At 66.9% G+C, this 23,593-nt stretch carries 23 protein-coding genes; 8 read left to right on the forward strand and 15 right to left on the reverse strand.

Annotated features, from left to right (window positions below; translation table 11 throughout):
• Positions 1 to 62: 62 nt before the first annotated feature.
• The 4 genes from LG391_RS13305 (at position 63) to LG391_RS13320 (ending at position 2,636) form a co-directional block, all read left to right on the forward strand.
• Positions 63 to 764 carry a Crp/Fnr family transcriptional regulator gene (locus LG391_RS13305; protein ID WP_225768482.1) on the forward strand — a complete coding sequence of 234 codons (702 nt, stop codon included), beginning with the start codon at positions 63 to 65 and terminating at the stop codon, positions 762 to 764.
• Positions 751 to 1,377 carry an NUDIX domain-containing protein gene (locus tag LG391_RS13310; RefSeq protein WP_374200744.1) on the forward strand — a complete coding sequence of 209 codons (627 nt, stop codon included), beginning with the start codon at positions 751 to 753 and terminating at the stop codon, positions 1,375 to 1,377. Before LG391_RS13305 ends, LG391_RS13310 begins: the two co-directional genes overlap by 14 nt.
• Positions 1,374 to 1,697 (forward strand): low molecular weight protein tyrosine phosphatase family protein, encoded by a 324-nt coding sequence (locus LG391_RS13315; RefSeq protein ID WP_225768484.1) that lies wholly within the window; start codon positions 1,374 to 1,376, stop codon positions 1,695 to 1,697. Before LG391_RS13310 ends, LG391_RS13315 begins: the two co-directional genes overlap by 4 nt.
• Before the next feature lie 108 nt (positions 1,698 to 1,805).
• Positions 1,806 to 2,636 carry a hypothetical protein gene (locus tag LG391_RS13320; protein ID WP_225768485.1) on the forward strand — a complete coding sequence of 277 codons (831 nt, stop codon included), beginning with the start codon at positions 1,806 to 1,808 and terminating at the stop codon, positions 2,634 to 2,636.
• Between the two features lie 19 nt (positions 2,637 to 2,655).
• Here LG391_RS13320 and LG391_RS13325 read toward each other — a convergent pair whose 3' ends face one another.
• The 6 genes from LG391_RS13325 to LG391_RS13350 form a co-directional block, all read right to left on the reverse strand.
• Complete coding sequence (locus LG391_RS13325; protein ID WP_225768486.1) at positions 2,656 to 3,663, reverse strand: GlxA family transcriptional regulator; 1,008 nt, start codon at positions 3,661 to 3,663, stop codon at positions 2,656 to 2,658.
• Between the two features lie 81 nt (positions 3,664 to 3,744).
• A complete protein-coding gene (locus LG391_RS13330) occupies positions 3,745 to 3,954 on the reverse strand; it encodes a hypothetical protein (protein ID WP_225768487.1) in 210 nt (69 codons plus the stop codon).
• Positions 3,936 to 4,223: a hypothetical protein gene (locus tag LG391_RS13335; protein ID WP_225768488.1), complete on the reverse strand. Its 288-nt coding sequence runs from the start codon at positions 4,221 to 4,223 to the stop codon at positions 3,936 to 3,938. The genes LG391_RS13330 and LG391_RS13335 overlap by 19 nt, the downstream gene beginning before the upstream one ends.
• 8 nt (positions 4,224 to 4,231) lie before the next feature.
• Positions 4,232 to 4,801 (reverse strand): glycosyltransferase family 87 protein, encoded by a 570-nt coding sequence (locus LG391_RS13340; RefSeq protein ID WP_225768489.1) that lies wholly within the window; start codon positions 4,799 to 4,801, stop codon positions 4,232 to 4,234.
• A 111-nt stretch (positions 4,802 to 4,912) separates the two neighbouring features.
• On the reverse strand, positions 4,913 to 5,608 hold the full coding sequence (locus LG391_RS13345; RefSeq protein WP_225768490.1) for a pirin family protein: 696 nt from the start codon (positions 5,606 to 5,608) through the stop codon (positions 4,913 to 4,915).
• Positions 5,609 to 5,675: 67 nt separating this feature from the next.
• Positions 5,676 to 6,626, reverse strand: a complete 951-nt coding sequence (locus LG391_RS13350) for a LysR family transcriptional regulator (RefSeq protein WP_225768491.1) — start codon at positions 6,624 to 6,626, stop codon at positions 5,676 to 5,678.
• A 123-nt stretch (positions 6,627 to 6,749) separates the two neighbouring features.
• On the opposite strand from LG391_RS13350, the gene LG391_RS13355 reads away from it, so the two are divergent.
• A complete protein-coding gene (locus LG391_RS13355; protein ID WP_225768492.1) occupies positions 6,750 to 7,619 on the forward strand; it encodes a pirin family protein in 870 nt (289 codons plus the stop codon).
• A 283-nt stretch (positions 7,620 to 7,902) separates the two neighbouring features.
• Here LG391_RS13355 and LG391_RS13360 read toward each other — a convergent pair whose 3' ends face one another.
• On the reverse strand, positions 7,903 to 8,169 hold the full coding sequence (locus LG391_RS13360; RefSeq protein ID WP_225768493.1) for a hypothetical protein: 267 nt from the start codon (positions 8,167 to 8,169) through the stop codon (positions 7,903 to 7,905).
• Entirely contained in the window at positions 8,166 to 8,843 is a 678-nt protein-coding gene (locus LG391_RS13365; RefSeq protein WP_225768494.1) for a structural protein, read from the reverse strand. Before LG391_RS13365 ends, LG391_RS13360 begins: the two co-directional genes overlap by 4 nt.
• 979 nt (positions 8,844 to 9,822) lie before the next feature.
• Between LG391_RS13365 and LG391_RS13370 the strand changes: the two genes are divergently transcribed.
• The 3 genes from LG391_RS13370 (at position 9,823) to LG391_RS13380 (ending at position 12,885) form a co-directional block, all read left to right on the forward strand.
• The gene (locus LG391_RS13370) at positions 9,823 to 10,917 is read left to right on the forward strand and encodes an O-antigen polymerase (protein ID WP_225768495.1); all 1,095 of its coding nucleotides are present in this window, start codon (positions 9,823 to 9,825) and stop codon (positions 10,915 to 10,917) included.
• Positions 10,914 to 12,014 (forward strand): acyltransferase, encoded by a 1,101-nt coding sequence (locus LG391_RS13375; RefSeq protein WP_225768496.1) that lies wholly within the window; start codon positions 10,914 to 10,916, stop codon positions 12,012 to 12,014. Before LG391_RS13370 ends, LG391_RS13375 begins: the two co-directional genes overlap by 4 nt.
• Positions 12,015 to 12,078: 64 nt before the next feature.
• Entirely contained in the window at positions 12,079 to 12,885 is an 807-nt protein-coding gene (locus LG391_RS13380; protein ID WP_225768497.1) for a class I SAM-dependent methyltransferase, read from the forward strand.
• A gap of 6 nt (positions 12,886 to 12,891) precedes the next feature.
• On the opposite strand, the gene LG391_RS13385 is transcribed toward LG391_RS13380, so the two are convergent.
• From LG391_RS13385 to LG391_RS13415, 7 genes are all read right to left on the reverse strand, one after another.
• Positions 12,892 to 15,207 (reverse strand): right-handed parallel beta-helix repeat-containing protein, encoded by a 2,316-nt coding sequence (locus LG391_RS13385; RefSeq protein ID WP_225768498.1) that lies wholly within the window; start codon positions 15,205 to 15,207, stop codon positions 12,892 to 12,894.
• Positions 15,208 to 15,254: 47 nt separating this feature from the next.
• Positions 15,255 to 18,485: a phage tail protein gene (locus LG391_RS13390; protein WP_225768499.1), complete on the reverse strand. Its 3,231-nt coding sequence runs from the start codon at positions 18,483 to 18,485 to the stop codon at positions 15,255 to 15,257.
• The gene (locus LG391_RS13395) at positions 18,485 to 18,886 is read right to left on the reverse strand and encodes a hypothetical protein (protein WP_225768500.1); all 402 of its coding nucleotides are present in this window, start codon (positions 18,884 to 18,886) and stop codon (positions 18,485 to 18,487) included. Before LG391_RS13395 ends, LG391_RS13390 begins: the two co-directional genes overlap by 1 nt.
• A gap of 60 nt (positions 18,887 to 18,946) precedes the next feature.
• The gene (locus LG391_RS13400; RefSeq protein ID WP_225768501.1) at positions 18,947 to 19,459 is read right to left on the reverse strand and encodes an ImmA/IrrE family metallo-endopeptidase; all 513 of its coding nucleotides are present in this window, start codon (positions 19,457 to 19,459) and stop codon (positions 18,947 to 18,949) included.
• A gap of 540 nt (positions 19,460 to 19,999) precedes the next feature.
• Positions 20,000 to 20,605 (reverse strand): hypothetical protein, encoded by a 606-nt coding sequence (locus LG391_RS13405; RefSeq protein WP_225768502.1) that lies wholly within the window; start codon positions 20,603 to 20,605, stop codon positions 20,000 to 20,002.
• Positions 20,605 to 21,270 carry a hypothetical protein gene (locus LG391_RS13410; RefSeq protein ID WP_225768503.1) on the reverse strand — a complete coding sequence of 222 codons (666 nt, stop codon included), beginning with the start codon at positions 21,268 to 21,270 and terminating at the stop codon, positions 20,605 to 20,607. The genes LG391_RS13405 and LG391_RS13410 overlap by 1 nt, the downstream gene beginning before the upstream one ends.
• Positions 21,267 to 23,516 carry a hypothetical protein gene (locus tag LG391_RS13415; RefSeq protein WP_225768504.1) on the reverse strand — a complete coding sequence of 750 codons (2,250 nt, stop codon included), beginning with the start codon at positions 23,514 to 23,516 and terminating at the stop codon, positions 21,267 to 21,269. Before LG391_RS13415 ends, LG391_RS13410 begins: the two co-directional genes overlap by 4 nt.
• Between the last annotated feature and the right edge of the window lie 77 nt (positions 23,517 to 23,593).

Below are 23,593 nucleotides of genomic sequence, written 5' to 3' on the forward strand. Positions count from 1 at the left end.
CGGGTCTGGCGGGCGCGGCCCGCCGGCCCTATTCTGGCGCGCCTCAAGAACGAGACGCCTCCGTGCCTGCCAACGACCCCCGCCCCCTCGACGGGATCGATCTCCTCGCGGTCGCCCCGGCCGCCCTGCGCGCCGAGCTGCAGAAGCAATGCCGCTGGCAGCGCTTTGCGCCGCATGAGCAGATCATCGACCGCAACGACGATCCGGACCACGTCTATTTCCTGGTCGAGGGCAAGGTCCGGGTCGTGATCTATTCCGCCTCCGGCCGCGAGATCACCTTCGACGACCTCTCGGCCGGCGCCGCCTTCGGCGAATTGTCGGCGCTGGACCGGGCGCCGCGCTCGGCCAACGTCATGGCACTGACCGAGGCGACCGTCGCCGCCCTGCCGACCGCCGTCTTCCGCAGTGCCGTGACCGAGCATCCGGCCCTGGCGTTGGCCCTCATGGTGCATCTGGTCGGCATGGTCCGCCGGGCCAACGAACGGATCATGGAGCTGAGCACGGTCGGCGCCAACAACCGGGTGCATGCCGAGCTGCTGCGCCTGGCGACGCATGGGGCCCAGCCGGACGGCAGCGCGACGATCCGGCCGATCCCGGTGCATTCCGACATCGCCAGCCGGGTCAGCACCACGCGCGAGACCGTGGCGCGGGTGCTGAGCGACCTCGCCAAGTCGGGCATCGTCGTCCGCGCCGCCGATCATCTGCATGTCGCCGACCTGAGCCGCCTGGAGCGGCTGGTGGAGGATGTCCGTGGCGAGTGGTGACGGCGGCAGCGGTGGCGGTCTGAACCGCTGGACCACGCTGAAGATCAAGTCGGTCTACGAAAATCCCTGGATCAAGGTCGACGAGCACGATGTGCTGACCCCGGCGGGCACGCCCGGGATCTATGGGGTGGTCACCTTCAAGAACCTGGCGATCGGGGTGGTGCCGATCGACGATCAAGGGCGCGTCACCCTGGTCGGGCAGTATCGCTACGCCCTCGGCCTCTACAGCTGGGAGATCCCGGAGGGCGGCGGCGACCCGCAGTTGCCTCCGGTCGTGTCGGCTCAGCGCGAGCTGCGCGAGGAGACGGGGCTGGAGGCGGCGCATTGGCATGACATTCTGACCATGCATACGTCGAACAGCGTCTCGACCGAGACCGCCCATCTGTTCGTCGCCTGGGGCCTGACCCAGGGCGAGGCCGAGCCGGAGGAGACGGAGGATCTGGCGCTGCGCACGGTGTCGCTGGCCGAAGCCTTCGCCATGGTGGCGGACGGTCGGCTCACCGATTCTCTGACCGTCGCCGCCTTGCTGCGGCTGCAGGTGATGCTGCTGAACGGCACCCTGCCCCCGGGCCTGGCCGAGATCCTGCAGCGGGCGGACGCGACGGCCGGGTGAAGCGCGTCCTGTTCGTCTGCGGCCGCAACCTGCGGCGCAGCCCCACGGCGGAAGCGGTCTTCGCCGGTGCGCCGGGTGTCGAGACGGCCTCCGCCGGGCTGAATCCCGATGCCGAGGAACCGCTGACGGCCGAGCTGGTCGAATGGGCGGACCTGATCCTCGTCATGGAAGAGGCCCAGCGTGCCAAGCTGTCCGCCCGGTTCCGCAGCTCCTTGAAACGGCCCCGCGTGATCTGCCTCGACATCCCCGACCGCTTCGAGTTCATGGACCCGGAGCTGGTGCGGCTGCTGCGCGCGAAGGTGACGCCGTTGCTGCGCTGATCCCGCCTCGCCGGCAACCGAAGCATCAAGGAAGCATCATCGTCCTGTCACGACCCCGGGCCTAGGGTCGGCGCCCTCCGAAGATGCGAGGGACGATCGATGATCCGCATGACCGCTGTTCCAGCCCTGCTTCTCGCCGCCGGCCTCCTGGCGGCCCCGGCCTGGGCGGAGGAGCCGAAGCCGTATCCGGTCGAGGCGGTCGCCTCCTTCCCGGCGTCCGAGGCGCGGCAGGCCGTGGCGGTGGATGGCGGGTCCTTCTACGCCATCAACAGCCGGGCGATCGCCCGCTACGACAAGGCGACCGGCGCCCGGATCGCCGCCTGGGCCGAAGCCAAGGACGGGCCGATCGTCCATCTCGACAGCGGCGTGGTCGTCGACGGCAAGCTCTACACCGCCCATTCCAACTACCCGGAATGGCCGATGACCAGTTCGGTCGAGATCTGGGACGCGGCGACGCTGAAGCATGTCGGCACGCACAGCTTCGGCATCGATCGCGGCTCGCTGACCTGGATCGACTATCACGAGGGAACCTGGTGGGGCGCCTTCGCCAATTACAACCGGGTGTTCGACCGCAGCCCGCTCGCCTATGGCAACAAGTACAACACCCAGATCGTCCGCTTCGATTCCGAGTGGCGCGTCGCCGAGGCCTGGGTGCTGCCGCCCGAGCTGCTGGAGAAATTCGGCGACATGAGCAACTCCGGCGGGTCCTGGGGCCCGGACGGGCGGCTCTGGATCACCGGCCATGACGAGCCGGAGGTCTATGCCCTCGAGCTGCCGGAGGCCGGATCGGTGCTGCGCTGGGTCGGCACCGCGCCGCTCGACATCGCCGGCCAGGGCATCGCCTGGGACCGGACGCAGCAAGGCGTGATCTGGGGCGTGGTCCGCGACAAGGCGAAGGGCGAGAACCGCGTCACCGCCGCCCGGGTGCAGCTGCCGTAGCCGGCAGCCTCGATCCGGCCTACCAAGCCCGGCGCTGGCCCATGACCTGGGTCGGCGCGACCGGCCGCGGCGCCCGCTCCGCCCGCGGCGAGTGGTTGAACAGGGCGCGGTAGCATTTGGCGAAATGCGAGGCCGAGGCGAAGCCGCAGGCCACCGCCACCTCCAGGATCGGCATCGAGGTCTGAGCCAGCAGGATCTGGGCGTGCTTCAACCGCGCCTCGAGATAGTACTGGGAGGGGGTGCAGTTCAGATAGATCCGGAACAGCCGCTCGAGTTGCCGGGTCGACAGCCCGGCGGCCCGGGCCAGCGCTGCCCGCGGCAGCGGCTCCGCCAGGTTGGCCTCGATCTCCGCGATCGCGGCCAGCAGCTTCGGATGGCTGACGCCGAGCCGCTCGCGCAGCTCCATCCGCTGCGGCGCGTGACCCTGGCGCGGCCGGGCGTGCAGGAACTGCTCCGCCACCTGGTTGGCGAGATCGATCCCGTGGGCCTGGCCGATCAGGTAATGGGTCATGTCCAGCGACGCCGTGCCTCCGGCCGAGGTGAAGCGGTCGCGGTCGATCTCGAACAGCCGCCCGGTGACGTCGAGCCGCGGGAAGGTTTCGGTGAAGGCGCTGAGATTCTCCCAGTGGATGGTGCAGCGATAGCCGTCCAGCAGCCCCGCCCAGGCCAGGTGGTAGGTGCCGGTCGAGACCGCGCCGATGCGCGAGCCACGCCGCGCCATCCGCCGCAGCCAGGCCAGGATGCGCTCGTCGCGGCCCTCCTGCGGGTCGAGCCCGGCGACGACCACGATCATGGTGAAGGAATCCTCCGGCCCGATCGCGCCCTGCGCCATCAGCACGCCGCCGTTGCTGGCGGTGACGGGCTCGCCGTCGACCGAGAGCAGCCGCCAGTCGTAGAGCGTGCGCCGCGCCACCCAGTTGGCGGCCCGGAACGGCTCCAGCACCGCCGAGAGGGCCATCATCGAGAAGTTCGGCACCAGGAGGAACCCCACCCGCTGCGGCGGCTCGGTCATCGGATCGTCGGCCATGCCCTGGTTCTGCTGCGCTTCCCGCGGTTTCCGGCATCCGGCCACAGGGCCGCGGCCGGCGCAACCCCCTGCACGGTCGGGTCAGCCCCGATCCCGGTCGCGCGGCCGCCCTCGCAGGATCAGGGCCACGAAGCCGCCGATCAGCAGCAAGGCCGCCACCGCTGCGGCGGCGGCGATCCGGACCGCCCGGCCGCCGTCGATCCCGGCCAGGTCGCCGGTGATGGCGAAGCTCCAGACGCCGATTCCGATCAGGAAGGCGGCGATGGCCGCGATCAGCAGGGCGATGCGCATGGCGCTGAAGTCCGGGAGGGCTCGGAAGGAGAGAAGGCACGGCCCGCGACCACGAGCAGCAGCGCGGCCAGCACCGGCGGGCCGAGCGGGATCCCGAGCCGGAGGGCAATGGTGCGGAGGAAGAGAGGCGCGACGAAGGCCGCGAACAGCACCACCTTCTCCCATGGCCGGAAGCCGGTCCGCTGCGCCGAGGCCAACAGCCACGCCATCGGCAGCGCCAGCATCAACAGGTCGTAGTCGAGCAGGAAGGGAGAGGCCAGCACCGCCATCGCCATCATCAGCGCACCGAGGTCGAGCCCCGGGTGGAGAGAAAACCGTTCTGGCCGTGCCCCGCATTCATCAGCACCGCCGGATACGCCAGGATCGGCAATGCCGCCCAGCGCTGCGGCAGCAGCGCACGCAGACAGCGCCAATAGGCCAGCCCGGTCACGCCCAGCCAGGCGGCCAGCGACCAGAGATAGGGCAGCGTCGCGAGCGGCAGGCAGATCAGCAGGAAGACCGGAGGATAGAAGAAGGCGTAGTAGCTCTCATCCGTCGCCGGCACCGCCATCCGTTGTACGGCGAAATGCGACGCGGGCTCGTAGACGGCCTGGGGCCGGCCTTCCAGCGCGAGCTCGGAGGCCGCCCAGAAGCTGACGAAATCGGACCCGAGCGGGTATCCGGCGACGGTGACTCCGTCCCGCGACAGGGCGACCCAACCCGTGGCGACGATAGCCAGCATGACGGCGAGGCCCCGGACATAGGCCCCTGCCCGGTCGGCCGACAGCCAGGCGGCATCCCGGAGGAAGACGACCGCCCGCCCCGCCGCGCCTCTGCCCTGACCTGCCGCCGCACCCTGCCCGCTCATCCGTCGCCCGTCCTGCCGCCGCTGCCCTCATCCTGCCCGGGTCGTCCCGCGGCTGTCGAGGGATGCGGCCTGCGGCCCGGGCGCGAAGCGTCCCGGGCCGCAGGGTCGCGGTCAGGCGAGATCGAACAGCAGGACCTCCGCCTCCGTCTCGGCGACGATGCGGAGGCCCGGCTCGTCCTCGACCGCCGCTCCGTCACCGGCGCGCATCTCGTGCCCGTCGAGCGTGACGACACCCCGGGTCAGCTGGACGAAAGCGGCCCGTCCCGGCGCGATCGCATGCTCCGCCGTCTCGCCGGCTGCGAGGCGCGCGACGGACAGCCGGGCGTCCTGGTGGATCCGCAGGATGCCGTCGCCGGCCTCGGGCGCCGCCACCAGCCGCAGCCCGCCGGTCGGCCCCTTCCCGACGCTCAGCTGCTCATAGCCGGGGGCCAGGCCGCGCCGGTCCGGATGAAGCCAGATCTGCAGCAGGTGCAGCGGCTCGGTCGCCGAGGCGTTCATCTCGGCATGGGTGATGCCGGTGCCGGCCGTCATCCGCTGCAGGTCGCCCGCGCGGATCACCGCGGCATGGCCGAGGCTGTCGCGATGCTCGACCGCGCCGGACAGCACATAGGTCAGGATCTCCATCTCGGCATGGGGGTGCGCTGGGAAGCCGGCGCCGGGGACGACCCGATCCTCGTTCAGCACCCGCAGCGACCGGAACCCGATGCGGGCCGGGTCGTGGAACCGGCCGAAGGAGAAGGTGTGGCGGGCCTCGATCAGGCCGGTGTCGGTGCGGCCCCGGGCCATGCGGTCGTGCAGCGTGATCATCGCGATCTCCGATCCGGTGGTGATGCCGGGAAGATCGGGCCGGCCGGCCGAAGGCGAAAGCGGCGGATCAGGAAACCCGCTGTTCGGCCGGGACGAACGACAGACCGTGCTCCCAAGGTGCGGCCTCGCCGCAGGTGTCGGCCAGGTGGTCGATCAGCGCCCGCACGCGACGCGACAGGTGCCGGGTCTGCGGATAGAGGGCGTGGATCACATCCGCCACCGGCTCGGCGTCCAGCGCCACCGGCACGAGGCGGCCCTGGCGCAGCGCGTCGCCGACGATGAAGGTCGGCAGCACCGCGAGACCCAGCCCCGCGATCGCCGCGTCCCGCGCGGCCTCGCCGTTGTTGACGGTGATCCGGCTGCGCATCGCCACGCTGCGCGGCGGCCCGCCGGCGGCGAAGGGCTCGAATTGCCACAGCCAGGTGGACGGCACCTCGGCATGGCCGATGGCCTCGTGCTGCGGCAGTTCCGCCAGGCTCTTCGGCAGCCCGGCCGCGGCGGCGTAGCCGGGGCTGGCGCAGACCACGCGCCGGCTGGCGGCGAGGCGGCGGGCGATCAGCGCCGAATCGCGCGGCCGGGTGATGCGGATGGCGAGATCGTACCCCTGCGCCGCCAGGTCGACCATGCGGTCGTCGAGGTCGAGGCTCAGGGCCAGCCGCGGATGCCGGCGGGCGAAGTCGAACAGCACCGGGCCGAGATAGAGCGTGCCGAAGCTCATCGGCGCGGCCACGCGCAGCGCCCCGCGCAGGTCGCCATCGCCCTCCGCCACCTCCTCCGCCGCCTCGTCGAGCTGGCGCAGGATGCTGCGGCCGCGCTCGTAGAACGCCAGGCCGCGGTCCGTCGGCAGCACCCGCCGGGTCGAACGCTGCAGCAGCGCCCCGCCCAGCGCGGTCTCGAGGTCGCTGATGCGCTTGCTGACCACGGATTTCGACAGGTTCAGCCGCCGCGCCGCGGCGCTGATGCTGCCGCTGTCCACCACCTGCAGGAAGGTGGCAATGTCATCGAGCCGGTACCGCATCGTTCGATCATATCGAACGGCGGTTTCGAGGAAAGCCGCATTCTCCTCGCCGGCCGTCGGCCTGATCTTGACGGCAGAGCGAAACCGCGCCGGCGATCCCGGCGCCCGCGAATGGAGACGATGATGGCGACCACCGAGACCCCGAACGCCGCCGGCGCCGTGGCCCGCCCCCGCGCCGTGACCCGTACGCTGCGCGGCCGCCCGGCCAGCGACGGCGCCGGGGTGAAGCTGACCCGCGTGATCGGCCAGCCCGGCCTGCCCGATCTCGACCCGTTCCTGATGCTGGACGAGTTCCGGTCCGACGAGGCCGCCGACTACCTGGCCGGCTTCCCGGACCATCCGCATCGCGGCTTCGAGACCGTGACCTACATGCTGGCCGGCCGGATGCGGCACGGCGACAACAAGGGCAATGTCGGCCTGCTCGGCCCGGGCAGCGTGCAGTGGATGACCGCCGGCCGCGGCATCGTCCATTCCGAGATGCCGGAGCAGGAGGACGGCCTGATGTGGGGCTTCCAGCTCTGGGTCAACCTGCCGGCGGCGGAGAAGATGGCGGCGCCGCGCTACCAGGACGTCCCGGCCGAGGCGGTGCCCGAGGTGGCGGCCGCCCCCGGCGCCCGGATCCGCGTCATCGCCGGCCGTTTCGGCGGCACGGCGGGCGCGGTCGAGGGCGGCACCACCGAGCCGGTGTATCTCGATGTCCATCTCGAGGCCGGCGCCGCGGTCGACCTGCCGCTGCCCGAGGGCCATGCCGGCTTCGCCTATGTCTACCAGGGCACGGCCGAGATCGGCGGCGAGGCGCTGGAGCGCGGCACCCTGGGTGTGCTCGGCGCCGGCGACGGCGTGCGGACGGCCGCCCAGGCCGGCCCGGCGCGGCTGCTGATCGTCGCCGGCAAGCCGTTGCGCGAGCCGGTGGCGAAGTACGGCCCCTTCGTGATGACGACCGAGGCGCAGATCATCGAGGCCATCGAGGATTTCCGCGCCGGCCGGTTCTAGAGTGATCAAGGGCGGAGGCCGGGTCGGCCTCCGCCCTCTTCTCACGTCCAGCCGAGTTGCTGTCGGCCATGACCGATGATCGGCGCCCGTCAGGTCCGTTGGGCAGGATGGGTGTTGTCCTGACGAAGAAGGCCTAACACTTCGCGATATTCGCAGGATGCAGGATGACTAATGCCATCCGCAGATTGCCGCTCCCGCCTCATTGTGTGCCAAGATCTGCTGCGCTGTACCGTTGGTCAGTTGATCTGCCTTACTAATATAGATCTGCTTGGCCCAGGCGCAGTCAGTCGCGCGACCAGCGTCGCCGCAACTCGTCAGAAGCTGTGCCGTCGCCAGCGCGGCGAATGCGATCCTCCACTGTGCGGCGTGCGTCCACCGCATTGCGATAGGCTTCATGGTCCCGCGCCTCCTGTTCCCGCTCCTGCGCCTGGCGCCCCTGCCGCCGGCCGAGCAGCAGGGCGCCCCCGATCGCCAGCACCACCGCGCCGACGGCGATGACCCACCGCCCTGCCCACGAGCCGGCGAAGCATGCCCATGCCGCGGCGATCACTGGCGCCTCAGCACCAGCCAGACCACGGCGGCGACGCTGGCCGCCGTCCCCCCGGCAAGCAGAAGCCACCATGGCAGGCTGGTGATGTCCTTAATGATCGGGATCGCCGGCGCCACGGCTTGAAGCCCGTCGGTGACGGCGGCCACAAGCGCGATGCTGCCACCGCCGGCAACTGCTGCGGTCTTTGCGACGTTCGCAGCCCGGCTGGCCACCATCTTCCCCGGCGGCTTCACGCCGGCACGGAAGAGCCCGTCATCGATGGTCGCCTGGCTATAGATGCAGCGCCCGTTCTCATGGGTGATGATTGCTTTCACCAACGGCGCAATGTGCCCGTAGCTGTGCAGGTCCAGCATGGCGTCGGGGCCGAAGCCGGTCAGCTTGACGGCTTGGTCGACATAGGCGCCGGTGTCGTTCTCATGCCCCGGCGCCCAGCGCGCGATGACGCCACGGACGGTCCGCAGGCCATGCCGGTCTTGGTATGCGATCAGTAGCACGGCCAGCGCGCGGATGCCCCACTCCACGGTCGAGAACACCTCAAAGCGCCCGCCATTTTTCCGATACTCGGTGGAGTTGCGGTAGTCCGCATCCGAGATTCGGCCCTGCCACTTATTGACGGAGTTCCGCTCAATGTTCCCAGGGTTTTTGTTCCGCTCACCGCGGGTCTGTGCAGACATGTGGATCTCCAGGAATGGAAAAGCCCTGCTCTGCAGGGCTGATCGAAGGATTGTCGGTGCCGCCAAGCCGCGGCAGCGCTAGATTGGCGCGAAGGGTGGAAGGGGATGAGACATGAAAGCGGTAGCAAAAATCGGGTCTGCTGGGCTTCTGGTCGGGCTGGCGGCTTGTACCGGCGAGTGGGGTCCACCTCCTCCGCCGAAGCCCAAGCAGCCCAGCGTTGTGGACCGAGCCGCGGAGCCTCTGGTCGAGGAGCTTGGCGGTACCATCGGCCCACAGGGCGGTATTGTGTTCCAAGGCCAGCCCCCGAGGTAGGGCGTCAGCTCGGATCCTGTTGCGTCCAATGATAGAAGATGACCTCTACCACCTTGGGGCCGAGGTAACTCAGCATCGCCGCCGGCCCCCAAGCGCACCGTCTCTGCAGCACCTAGCCGGCCGCCGAGGGCGCTGCCCATGATGCCGAGGCTGATCATGCTCGGAAACTCGAGAGACAGTCGTCGCAACAAGAATGGCTTACCCGTCACGACGCGCCGGCGTGGCGCATCATGACACCGATCCCAGCTGAGACCACAGGCCCGACCAAGGTCATCAGAATCGTGAGCGGGCTGCTGTCGGGCAAGTCAGGATCGGCCATATTGGTCTCCTGGTTGAGGGGACCTGCCCCGGACGGGCATCAAAAAGCTCGCCGAATGCGGGCAATGGGACTGGCGTTCATCAGCCGGACCAGCGAAGATCGGCACGATTCATATAGGCCATTCGCTCATGACCCGTTTCGTTGAGATCGACTTGATCAATGCAAGGACTCTGACGCCGATTAGAGTTCTGACGATGATGTGTATTTTTTGGATAACAATCTTCTGGCTTGCACCAGTTGAGATGAATCAATCAATCTCAAATTATCCATATTTTCTATTGACCGCGTGTCTCGTTTGCCTATTCTTGGGCTTTACGCTCTTCGAGCCATCTACTCTGAGACGTAGAGTGGCAGATCAGGAGCAGCTGAGACAACAACTTCTAACCCTATATAGGGTCGCCGTTGTTCTGGGCATTCTTGGGATCGTCCTGCGCATCGCGGATTGGGTGTTTCTACGTGGGCTATCGATCGATACTGAGTTCATGGAAAACCGTGAGAAGATCGAAACAGCCGGTGCGAACATCTTCTCAATGGCATCAACGATGCTTATCCCATTCACCGTAGCCCCTTATATGTTCTACGCCATAGCACGGCGGAACGGGTTACGGGTCGGCAGGTCCCTGACTAGCCTTGTCCTCGCGATGCTGTGGCCTCTTCTGACCATTGTTATTGGCTCCCGATCCAGCATGTTCATGAGTATCGGGATGATTGCAGTAACCAGGATCATTGTTTTCCGCCATACATCTAAGTTGGCGATTTCAGCCATTATCCTAGTTTTTATCGGCTTGATATACCTAGGCGGCTTACTGTTTATTGCGCGTTTCAGTGAGATTGGCCTTAAAGTTGAGGGAGTCATCAAGTTTTCTGCCTTCACGCATCTGGTACCCGTAACAAACGAATACGATCAGATCACGGCTTCACTTCCAGGGTGGCAGAGGGATACGGTCTTCATCGCGACGACTTTCGCCCAGTATGTCCTTCACGGGGTTCCGGAATTCGTTTATCTCGTCGAGCACTATACAAAGGGCGATCAGTGGGGAATTTACGGCTTTCCGTTCTTCCCACGCCTGCTGTCGTCCCTTTGGGGTGTGCCCTACGACGCCAACGCGGTCGTCTTCTCCGTTCCCAGAGTGGGCCTCTACACCACCATGTTCGGTCCGTTCTATGTAGATTTTGGCCCGCTGGCACCGCTTTTTTGCCTTCTCCTGGGCGCCATCACCTCTTTCGTACGACTAAGGGTGCTCCAGGGCGATGTTGCGGCGCTACCACTGTACGTTGTCTTCCTAATCCAGATTGCGGCCGCCGTGGTGGTCAATGCGTTTCTGGCCGCCTACGGTATCTTCTTCAACCTAGCCTTCATCAGCTTCTGGATCGTGGTATCGCTGGCACGACGCCGGCAAGCCTGGCCTGTTCGCCCGCTGCTGCGTGAGATTCGGCGATGATCGCGCCGACAGCAAAGGCGCGCCTGACCTATATCGACTCGCTGAGGGGCATCGCGGCACTGCTTGTTGTCCTGATGCACAATATCCAGCCGATCGCGACAGGCCCAGTCAGAACACTGATCTATGACATCGTCGACCCTGGCAAGGTGGGGGTCGTGGTCTTCTTCGCAATCAGCGGATTCGTGATCCCGTTCAGCTTCTCCAAGGGGCCGGCACCGCTTCGCCGGTTCGCAATCTCACGACTGTTCCGGCTGTATCCGGCCTATTGGCTCTCTATGGTCAGCTATCTCGTTCTTCTCGTCGCTGCCGGGACAACCTTGCCGTCCCTCACCACCATTCTGGCCAACGTGACCATGATCCAGGCGGCGCTCGGACAACCTAATGTGCTCGGCGTCTACTGGACCTTGTTCATTGAGGTTCTTTTCTACGTCCTGTGCGCGGCTGCATTCGCCGTCGGCCTTCTGCGCGCCCCACGCTTCACGCTCTGTGCCAGCCTCGCCTGGCTCGCGGTTGCGATCGTGTTTGCCCTCGCCCGGCACTTCTTGGAGCGAAAGGTTCCCGTGGCTATCCCGTTGTCGCTCTCAATCATGTTCTGGGGCACGCTGTGGCGTGAGGCGATCGCAAGCCGGTCTGAGATGCACCGTCGCTACGCCGTCTGGATGCTCGGTGCCTACGTCGTGATCATCCCCATCGTGAGCCTCCTGGCCTATGACATCGATCTCGGTCTCGAGGAGAACTGGATCAGATATCTGATCTCGTATCTGGCAGCGCTGGCGATCTTCGTCACACTGACGACGGTAATCAGACTCTCCGGCAGATTTTCGGTGCTGCTGGGCGCCATCAGCTATTCCCTTTATCTCTTTCACGTCCACGCCAGAGATGCCGTTGAACTAGCCCTTTCACTTGCCGACCTTCATTCGATTCCACTGATCGCCGTTCCACTTTCCATCTTTACCGCACTTCTGTTGGCCTGGGTCATTTTCAAACTGGTCGAACGTCCGATGAACACCATCGGGCATCGCCTCGCGGAGGCGGTAGCCGCAAGGGAGGTGCGCCGAACCCACGCGCCAGCCGTTGAGAGCGAGATAGGGAGCTAAGGCAGCTGGTTGACAGACGCCGTGGATCGCAACACGGTGCTCGCCGTTTTTGAGGATCATTGTCATGAGCACCGACTTGGCCGCGGCCGATGGCTCAACCACTAAGCACCGTCGCTCGTTGCGGCGTGCGCTGGTCAATTGGCTCTGGCCCATCTTCGGCGACTTCCCGCGCGAACTGCTCCGGACCAAGCTGGTCCGCTTCATCATTGCCGGCGCGCGCTATGTGTGGTTCGTGTTGATCCTTCGTCGCCTCCGAACCGTATCCGGTTCGGAGGGCGTCGCCAGGAGCACCATCAAGCACAATCTGCGCGGCATGCTAGATTTACATGTCGAGCGATCACTTAGACTCATCTACCCGATCGCCATGTGGGCGGCGGCTCGACGAATTAGTCTTGCAGACCAGAAGGTTCTGACAATCGGCCCACGCACCGAAGGTGAAATCTTCAACCTCGTCGCGCATGGATTCCGGCGTCGGAACATCACTGGCCTCGACCTGATCAGCTACTCTCCGAGCATCCAGCTAGGCGATATGCACGCCATGCCCTATCCCGATGCCAGCTTCGATGTGATCATTGCTGGCTGGGTAATCTCCTATTCTGATCAAAAAGACGTCGCAGCGTCGGAGATTGCCCGCGTAGCAAAGCCAGGGGCGATCGTTGCCGTTGGCATCGAGTGGGGTCGGAAGTCGCCCGAACAGGTCGCGGCCGAGCGGACTGGATATATCGTCGGTTCGGCCAAGCGGCTGCCCACGGCGCAGGCGATCCTGGACCTGTTCGGGGAGCGTGTCGACCGAGTCTATGCGAAAGTCGACGATCAGGACTTTGCGCCGGAGGACGCTGGCGATCTCCTAGTCGTCTTCCGGCTTCGATAGATCGCCTCAGACCGCGAAGGACACGCACTTCGTGAACGTCACCACGCCGTTGGCGTTGATCGATCGGCTCGCGGCATCACGCTCGGTCGTGATGTTGGTGTACTTCGTCTTGAAATCGGCAACGATCTGCATCCGACCGGCGACGACTATGCGATTGCCGCGCATCTCCGAGGTGACCGGTGCCGTGATGTGCACCTGGTCGAGCGTGACATCCATCAGGCCGCCGTCCGCGCCCGTAGCCAGGTAGCCGTAAAGGCCGACGCCGGCTGGATCCAGCACACAGTTGCCGATCGACCCGCGCGCGACCATACTGGCCGGGAGCGCCGTCGACGTCGCGCCGCCGATCACCTCGATTTGAGCCTGAGCACAACGTCGGATTCGGCACCCGCTGATCTCGAAATCGCTGCTGGCCGGGACAATGCCGTCCTTAGCGCAATCTTCGATGTCACAATTGTGAACCCGGATCCGCGGCCGCAGATCAGTGCCGCTGCCGTGCGGGGCTATTGCGTCACCGGTGATGCGGCGCCGGAAGGTGCAGCCGTCGAAGACCGAAACCGGCGGCGCCGACAACGTCTCGGCATAGCCGGCCGGGAACGTCCGGCCCGCCAGATCGTTGCCGGCCGCGTCCCACCAGCAGTCCTGGTAATATGCGTTGCCCGCGGCATCTTCGGTGCCGTTGAGTTCGGCCCACTCGAAGCCGCAATGCCGGAACACCGCAGTCGCGCGGTCGAGATAGACGTTGTAGAGGCCACCGCGGCTGAACACGATGTTCTCGCACTCGATCTGGGGCGCCCCGATGCAGTAGAGTGTGGCAACGCTGACCGCCACTTCCATGGGGGTCGCGTTGGGAGTCGTCGCGATGGCGTCCGGGAGGCGGACATATTCGATGCCGCCACTGATCCGGCGGCCGCCGGTCGTCTCGGTTTCCAGGGCCGCCGGGGCGACGATCTTGTACGGCAAGATGCTGTCCGGCACCGAGTACCAGGGCTGCGGTGACATCGGCACGCCGACCAAATAGACAGCGCCGGTGTTAGCGGTGTTGGGGTTTCCGGCAGCGTTTTTCGCCCCCCGCTGATAGACCTTCGTCGTGCCGCCGAGCAGCACCCAGTCGGTCGGATTCTGGTCTGCCGAGATGATCTTGGTCTGCGCCGCGCCACGGCCGCGGATTCGGCAGCGAGGGAAGATCTTGCCATCGACCACAGGTGCCGCACGCAGTTCGGCTGACCATACGTCCACGTTCAATTCCGGCAGACGGTTAGTCCGAGCAATCGCAACCGCCTCGTCCCAGGTCTTCACCGGGGCGAAGATCATGCCGTTACCGCTGACTGCCGCCGCGCCGTCGACATGCACCGTCGTGCCGTTGAAGCCGATGCGCTTCATGCTCAGCAGTGTCGCCGACGCGCCGGGCGGCGTGACGATGCCGACCACGACCCGGCCGACCGGCAGGGCCGGAGCCACAAGCTTGATCCTCGAGATACCGTTGACGAGCAGCTCAAGGTTCATCGTGCGGTCGGCCAGCACCTGGGCGACGATCTTCAGCACGTCATCGGTCGTTGGAGGAACCGCCGGAGCCCCGGCACCCGCTTGTGGAACGGTCTCATAACCCAGTACGATGCCGCCGGTGCCGGTATAGTTCTGTCCATAGATGCCATCATTCCGCCAATGGTAGAGGATGGCACCCGTCGAGATGTCGCCACTCGTCGCGGGATCCGTGCCGAAGAATGGCCCGCTATCCACAGTAAACGTGCCGGCCGTCAGCTTGAACTCGGACTCGATCGTATCGCCCGGCACCAAGTCGTAGGGCATCTTGATGCCGACCGGCCAGACCTGGGGCAGCGCCCCTGTAGTGTCGATCTTGTAGGACCCGTCGGTCTCGGTGATCGTCCATCGGATGTCAGGACTAGAAATCGTCCGCCAAGCCTGGCCGTATCCGGTCTTGGCCTTGAAATTTGCGCGGGTCGGGAGCCCGAGGACTCCGGCCTTGAGATCGTCGACCCCGCCGTTGGTCTGGTCCACCAGCGCCTTCAGCGACGAAATCCGATCCACCCCCTCGATCCACTGGTTGCCGCCGTCATCCCACACCCACACGGTCGGATAGTTGTTCGTCTCGATCGGGTCCGCCCACAGCAGCGCCGGCTTGCCGTCGGGCTGCGTCAGGTCCGCGTCCATCGCCGCCTTGTTGGGATAGGTCTTCATCCCGTTCGCCTCGGCGATGGCCTGGATGAAGCGCAGGAGGCGGCGGATGTCCTGCTTCGCCGGCTCCTTCACCGAGCCGTCCAGGTTGAAATCGGCCCATACCTCGTCAACGGTCGGAATCGCCATGACCGCATCTCTCCATCATTTGTCGTGTCAGGCCGCCGAAGCGGCGATCAGAGGACGGCGCCGACGCCGGCCAGATAGTCGCGCAGCGCGTTGCGCAGCGCCGTGATCTCGGCGCCGCTGAGCCCCGCCCCCCACCCGGCCGCCGCGAGCCGCGCATCGGAGTAGCCGGAGCCGCCGCGCAGCACATGGAAGGCGCCCGAGACCAGCGCCGCCGACGCCCGGGAGATCGCCCCGAGGTCGTTCACGTCCTGATAGGCGTGGTAGCTGGCCGCGCTCTGCCGGCTCCAGGCGTAGAAGCCGGTGCCGTCGCCGCTCTGTGCCGGCACGTCGGCGCCGGCGGCATTGGACATGCACCACAGCACGGCCGTCGGGTTCCGGCAGGCGATCAGCGCCTGGCCGCCGCCGGCTTCCCGATAGGTGCCCTGCACGGCGCCGGCCGAGGCCTGCTGCACCCAGACGGCCAGGTGCGCGCTGTTCTGCTGCAGCTGGTTGCTGCCGACCGTGGCGTTGAAGCCGCCGGCCAGATAGCCGCCGGCCGTGGTGCCGGCGCCCCCGCCCCGCCAGCCGCGATCGGCCGTGAAGCTCGGGGCGACGGAGTTCGCCGTCGTCGCGGCCAGCGCGAAGCTGCCCGGCGACCTGGCATTCAGGCGTGAGGCCTGCTCGTGATGCGCGGCCAGCAGATAAAGGCAGTCCAGCTTCGCCCACAACCCGGCGGATTTCAGGCTCTCGACCAGGGCTTTGATCAGCGTCTGCCGGGCATGGCTCGGCCGCACGGTCATGGCGGCGATGTATGCCCAGGCATCGGCGTCGATCGCGTTCACCGTGATGGTCACCGCCCCCGACGCCACGCTCTCGTTGCCGCCGACGGTCTGCGTCGCCGTCATGCTGTTGGCGCCGATGCCGAGATCGGTCGACGGCGTGACGGTCCAGGTGCCGTCGCCGGCCGCCGCGGCGGTGCCGACCTGGACCGCGTTGGCGTAGAGCCTGATCGTGGCCCCGGCCGTCGCTCCGTTGCCGGAGACCGGCGGCCGCCGGTCATAGCTGCTGGTCGGGTCGGACGGGCCGGTGATCACCGGCGCCGCCGGCGACACCTCCGCCAGCACGCCGCCGGCGGGGGTGCTCGGCACGTTCGACCAGTTGCCTGAGGTGGCGAAATACCACCAGTCCCCGGCGCCGGGCGTGTCGACGAAGCTGCGCGTGCTGCCGGCCCCGGCGAAATACGGGCCAGCCAGGGGCGGGCCGCCGGGGAAGACGTCGCTGCTGTTCCGGTGGAACCGCAGCATCGCCGCGCGCGGGTCATTGGGCTGCGTCGCGGTGACGGTCACCTGGCCGGTCGCCGGCGTGTTCGCCTGGGCCGTCAGGCCGACCGGCGACGCAGGGGCGATCGGGTCGGCCACGGCGGTGAAAAGCACGGAGTCCGACCAGTCGCTGACGGTCCGGCGCGGTCCCAGGAAGCGGGCCTGTCCCTCATAGCCCTGCCCGTCGACGAGCGGCGGCGTCGAGACCGTCTCCTCGTCCTGCTCGGCCGTCAGGAACTGCCACGGCCCGGGCGGCGTCGGTTCGGGATAGACCGGCCGGTAGCGGGCCTGCCCGACGAACACGCTGCGGGTCGGCGGATCCCACGAGACGACGCCGATGGCGGCATAGCTCTGACCGTTGATGGCCCGATGCTCGATCGTCACCGACACGCCGGTCGGCACCGGCATGTCCTCCTCGTCCTCATCGTCATCCGGGATCGGCGCCGGATCGGCCTCGTCGGTGGCCGCGTTCCAGTCCCACCAGCCGTCGCAGCTGGTCACCTCCATCTCGGCCGTCATGGTGGTGCGGTCCAGCCGCATCGACGTGATCTCGAAAATCTGGTCGATCTCGAGCTCGGCGAGCTGCAGCCGGACCCAGCGCTCGCCCCAGGCGTCGAGCAGCGCCAGCGTGCCGCGGATCCGGCCGGACCAAGTCGGGTTGCCCCGCTTCAGCGTATAGCGCGCGATGCGCTGGGCCTGGCCTTCGGAGGGCACGAAGCGCAGCTTGACTTGGCTGCTCTCCGTGCCGTTGCGGTCGATCGAAGCCTGGTCGAGCTGGATCCCGGCCTCGACCTCCGCCCAGTCCTGGTCCTGGCTGATATAGGTGGCGCGCACCTCGTTGATGCGCTCGATTGCCGCCTTGCCGGTGGAGAAGTCGTATTCCAGGATCTGGCCGTCGGTGATGGTGACCGACGCCGCCGGCTTGCCGGGGATGGCCGTCACGCCGTTGGTGTCGCCGGCGCCGACCGTCAGCCCCAGCTTGCCGCCCGGCCCCTGCGTCAGGCGGCCGCCGCAGGCGTCCAGCATGTCGGACAGCACCGTCTTCCGGTCCTCGGTCAGCTCGTAGGCGCCCCAGATCCGCCACCGCTTCTCGTCCGGGTAGGCCGGGTCCGCCGGCTTGCGCGCCACCTCCTGGTCCGAGACATCCGCCGCGAAGGCGAAGCTGGCCAGGTCGACCCGGTCGAAGCCCAGCCCGAAGCCGACCGGCACGCCGGACTCGGTCCTGGTCAGATAGTCCAGGATCACCAGGGCCGCGTTGTCGGACCAGGTGTAGGTCCCCTCGTTGCCGGCCGTCTGCCCCGCCGCAGGCCGCGGGTCGAAGACCTTGGCCCCGCGCAGCGTCGCCCGATAGGCCGGCGGCCCGTTCGGGAACACCTCCTGCTGCTGCTCGGCCTTCAGGTCGGAATATTTCACGTAGGTGGCACACAGGCCGCGGCCGCGATGGTCGGGGGTCCAGGAATCGACGCCGAAGGCGATCGTCTGGTCCGGCGACCCGAGATGGTTGACGACATACACCGAGGATTCATCACCCAGCCGGTACTTGTCGTACTTCCCGGTCGTCACGGCACCGCCATGGGCCGTGTCCACATTCACGATCTCGTCGGCCAGCCAATGCTCTTCCGGGTTCGGCGCCAACTCGGTGCTGCGGTCGATCTCGTGCGCCGTATGGCACAGCAGCACCTTCAGGTCGCCGCCGTCGCCGACATAGTCGACATAGGCACCGCCAAGGCGATATCGGCCATAGCAGCGCACGCGCGGCGGCACCGCCTGCCTCACGCTCTGGCTGCCGTCCTGGAACTTGGGCTTGGGCGGCTGCGGCGTCAGCAGCACCTGCGCCAGCGTGCCGGCGATGGACAAGCCGATGCCGATCGCGGCGGCGCCATAGGTGCCGAGGGCGACGCCGAAGACGACGCCACCGGTGGCGACCGTCCCGAGCACGCCAGCGCCGGCGGCGCCGAGAACCAGAGGAATCGCGAACATCAGAGCCTCCAGGCCTTGATCGCCGCCGGGCAGCGGTAGAGACCGTCGCCGGTCTTGGCCAGCCAGCCGAGCTGGCCGCGCAGCGCCATCGCGGGGCCGTCGACCGTCTCGATGATCCCGATGTCGCCGGGGCGCGCGGCCGGGGGGTCGATCTCCGCCACGCCGATGGCCTGCAGCCCGCGTGAGGCGGCGCCGGTCGGGCCGCCGGCCCCCCGCCGCAGCAGCCGGGCCTGGCCCAGCCGGCTGCGGTAGCGGCCGCGCCAAGCCGCCATCGCGTCCGCGCCGGTGCGGGCCTTCACCCAGTCGGCCACCCAGCAGGTGCAGTCCATCCGGCCCCAGGCGAAGGCGCTCGAGGCGCCGACCCGGCAATGGATCGCAAGCGCGGTCAGAACTTCGGCCATGTCGCCTCCAAAAGAAAAGCCCCGCTGAAGCGGGGCTAAGGCACAGGACACAAAGAAGAACTAAGCTGCCGCGTTCTTGCGACTATCAGAGCTATTTTCACTTGTCTCGTAAGGAACACCAAGCCGAATGGCCATCGAACTCGGGGAAACGCCCATTCTCCTCGCAAGATCTTTTACCGACCATTCAGGGGGTGGAACTTGGTTAATCAGTTTCCACGGCATCAAAATATCAGCGGCCATGCGATTCGCCTGAGCCTCGATCGAGTTGCTGAGACGGCTTCGATAGAGAGCATCCTCGGTTAACCCGTCACCGATCAACTCTTCATGAAGAACGAAATGAGCGATCTCATGCGCGACGGTAAAGCGTTGTCTAGTTCGGGCATGCTTCCCATTGACGCCGATCAGGTAGCCTCCAGGGCTCTCCGAATCTTTGGCGATCACGCCGGACAGATCGTCGGGCCAATCGTCGAACAAATAGACGGATAGTCCGAGATCCTTCGCGATTGCGAACACGTCCACGGGAGCGGAATTCTGGTGCCGCTTGATGATTTCCATCTTATCAATCATCAGCATTCTCATCCTCCGGGCCTCGCTTTGGCCTATGAAGGAAATTAGGCATTTTTACGTCCGTACCGGGATCATACTCACGCCCATCGTTCTCCGTCTGTTCCGGCCGCGAAACTCTCAATTGGGTACGAATGATCTCCCTCGCAACCTGTTCGGCCACGATTTTCGCCTCGCGCTCCGCGACCCTCTCCGCACTACTCACAGCAGCATCCTTCATATTAATATACCCAAACCAACTGAGAATAGCAATAAATATTCCGACAAAGGTTAACGCGAACGACGCAGCCCCAAGCATTAAACTGTACAGATCTGATGGAGAAATAATGGGAGCCGTCATTACCACTAGAGGGGTAGGCAACAAATAAAGAGACGATATATAGCACCCTATAAAGAATGAGCCTACAGCACCCGCAATTATCAGAATAACTCGAAGCCGAGTACTCCTTCGTTGGTACGGCTTGGACCGTGCACGCATTCGCCTCCTACCCCCCTTCAGGCCCCCACATCGCTCCGTACTAGGATACGATCAGGCCCCAACAACAAATCTCAAAACCGTGGCCATGTCACGGCCCGATCCACCATCTTCGGGATGAATTCGAGCGCCCGGTCACCCGGGAACCGGCGCTGCTGGTCGCGGTCGGTCAGCATGCCGAAGGGGGCGCGGCTGCGCTGCGCGAACAGCGTCTCGCAGGGCAGCGTGATGGTGCGCAAGGTCGGCCCGGTGGCGGTGAAGGCGGGCTTCTGCATGACCCAGGTGCCCAGCGGCACGAGGCCGTCCAGCGGCACCAGCCCCGGCCGCGTGGCATCGAAGAAGCCGATCTCGATCGTCAGGTCGCGTCCCTCGATCTCGTCGGCGTCGGCATCCTGTTTCGCGGCCGTCACCACCGTCTGATCGATGCCGGACAGGGTCAGGGTGAGCTGCGGCGCGGTGCCGTTGATCGCCTGCTCCAGCCCGTCGATTGACTGCAGCGGGTTGCCCGCCCCGTCCTGCCGATGTCCCATGCCGCGCCAGGTGAAACCGCCGCGGTCGATCGGGCCGTCGCCTTCCCACACCCGCATGTCACCGGACTTGAACGCGAAGGCCACGAACAGGGCGCAGACGACGTGCTGGCCTTGCGCCTGGGCGCGGACCGCGTCGGGAAACAGCGGCATCACCACACCTCCACGAGATCGAGGGTCGCCGTGCCGGTCCGGGCGAGTTGCAGCTCGAAGGCGCCGCCGTCATCGGCCGCCAGGCGCATCGGTGCCCGTGCGCGGCACCATTCGACCGCATCGCCGTCGGCCACGGCGGTCCGCAGCCTCGGGCGGATGTCGAGCAGCGTCTCCTCGCCGGGCTTCGGCGAGACCCCGACGACGACGTAGAGATAGCCGCGGATACCGAGGAAGGAGCCCTCGAGGACGGGCAGGACGGTCGACCCGTTGAGAATCCTGATCTGCAGGCCGTCGGCGCTCGGGGCCGCGGCAATGGCCGGCGCGGCGCCCCCTTGCCTGAAGCCGGTGCCGTCGCTGTGGAGCGCCCGGTCTCCATACGGGATGCCCCCGGTGACCGGGATCAGCCGGTTGCCGTTGCGGCAGTCGCAGGGCCCGACGCGGACGGCGTTGGCGCGGCCGTCCAGCCGGGCCAGCAGCGACCGCATGGCGCGGATCTTCGCCGGCGTGTGCAGCGGCACGGTCAGCTGCGCGACCCAGCGGCCGAGGCCCGACCCGACGGCCTGCTCGCGGCCGGAAAGGGTTTCGCCGCCGGAGCGGGTGCGTGCGTCGATCCGGAAGGTCTCGGCATTGGCGACCAGGACCTGTGGCCAGTCATAGATGATCATGCGAAGCGGATCCGATGCTGGCGGTTGATCTCGGGCACGCTGGCCAGGCCCTTCTTCACCGCCGCGGCGGCGATCTCGGCGATGGTGCGGTCGCCATTGGCGCCGGCCATGGAGATGTTGAAGGTGATCGGCTGGCCCGACCCGGTGTCGCGGCCGGACAGCAGCCGCTGCGACATCTGGGTCGGGATGACGGTGCCCGGCACGCGCGGGACGAACAGCTCCGGCCCGTCCTCGCCCACGATGCTGGGGATGCCGACCGGCGGATTCCCGCCCTTGGCGTAGAGGCCGCCGGTTCCGGTCAGGGCGTTGGCGACCGTCTCGCCGAAGACCGTGCCGGTCGATCCGCCGCCGAACGCGACGCCGAGCAGGCCGCCGCCAAGGCCGGTCAGGGTCCCGAAGGCCTTGCCGAGCGGCCCGTTGCCGAACAGTGCCGCCTGCAGCAGCATCTGCGCCAGCGCGGTCCCGACCTTGGTCAGGGCGTCGGAGAAGCTGGTCGCGCCCTGGATGCCGTTCTGCAGCGCCTGCCCGATCGCTTGGATGCCCTCGACATAGCCCTGGTTCTCCAGGTTCAGCTTCTCCAGCACCCGCGTGTAGTCGGCGTCGGTGAGTGCCCCTTCCCGGCGCAGCCTCTCGTATTCGGCCTTGGTATTCTCGTACTTCTCCTGGCTGGTCATGGCGGCCTCGACCAGCTGATCCGCCTTCGCATAGTCCGCCAGCAGCTGGTCGGTCTGACGCTTGCGGGCGGCCTCGTTTTCGTATCGCTGCACATACTGGGCGTGCTCGGCCGTGCCGAGCTCGAGCCCACGCTGCCGGGCGGCGTTCAAGGCCTCGACCTCGACTCTCGTCTTCGCCTGGGCGTCCGCGCCTAGCTGGTAGACCGCGATCAGCCGCTGGTTGAGATCGGCCTGCCGCTGCAGATCGGCGATCGGGTCGTTTGCCCCCGCATCCGGCCTCACGCCGGCCGCCGTGCCAGGCCGCGCCACGGCACGGGTCTGGAGTCTCTCGCTCTCCTGATAGGTCCTGCGCGCCTGAAGCCTGGCCTGTTCCTCGGCCGCGATGCGGTTGGCTTCGGCCTTGGCGTCGAGGTCGCCCAGGCCGCTCTTCTGTGCGGCGGCGAGCGCTTCGCTTCGGACCTTCTCGACGGCCAGCGAGTCATTGTAGGCATCGACGGCAGCCCCGCCCTTCCTGTACGCCTCGGTCTCGGCGAGGATCCGCTGCTCGAGTCTGTCGAGGTCGACGCCGGCCTGCACGCCGGCCGAGCGGACCCGTGTCGCCTCGCTGTTGAAGACCTGCAGCGCCTCGGCAAGGGTCAGGACCTGGCCGGCCGCGCTGCCGAATTTCAGCCCGAGAGTCTGGCCCGCCTGGCCGGCCTCCCCGCCCTTCCGCGCCGCATCCTCCATGGCGACATTGTTGCGCTCCTGAACCTTGGCCATGGCCTCGGTCTTGGTCTCGACTCCCGCTGCCTCGTTGCTGACCTGGGCCAATGTCGTGGCGAGCTGGCCGGCTGAGTCATCGACATCGGCGAGGCTCGGGCGCAACTCGCGCAACTTGGCAAGGAATGCGTTGAACTGCGCGGCGGTCGGAGCGACGTCCTCCAGGTCGAGGGTTATCCGATAGGCCTCTTGCTCTGCCGGTGTCGCGGCGCCCGCATCGATTTTGCCTTGCAGCGCATATCTGAGGACACGGCCGGCGCCCCGGGCCTCTTTCAGCAGGTCGCCAAGCCGCTCCTTCTGGGCCCGCAGGGCGTCGTCGATCTCCTGTGCGGCGGTCGCCAGCAGCCCCCTTTCGACCAGGCTGAGGCCGCTGGCGAGATCGACCGCCGCCTGTTCGGATTCGGTCAGGGTCCCCTTGGTGTCCCGCATGACCTGGTCAAAGGCCTTCTGGGCGGCGGCCGCCCGATCGGCCGCCGTCTCATACGCCCCCGTGGCGGCAGCCACCGCGTCGATTGCCCCGACCGCGCCGCCCAGCACTACCCCCCAGGGCCCGAAGATCGGCAGGATCTGCGCCCCTTCCTGCAGAAACAGGTGCAGGGCGTTCTGGCCCTCGGCCAGGTTCCTGATCAGATCGGGCACCCGCCCGGAAATCGTCTCCAGCGCCTTTCCGATCTTGCTGGAACCCTGTTCCGCCGCATCCTCGGCCTTCTTCATGTTGTTGATGGTGATGTTGGCAACCTGGATCATCGCCTGGTTGTATTGGCCGGTGACGGCCGTGACCTCGACGACGATCTGATCGGCGGTCTGGGGCATGACGGCTTCTCCGCGAGAACCAGGCTCGACACTGGACAGGATTCGTGAGACGCTGAACTTCTATTTTTGGGGGACAT

The organism is Inquilinus sp. Marseille-Q2685 (assembly GCF_916619195.1).
GTDB lineage: Bacteria > Pseudomonadota > Alphaproteobacteria > DSM-16000 > Inquilinaceae > Inquilinus.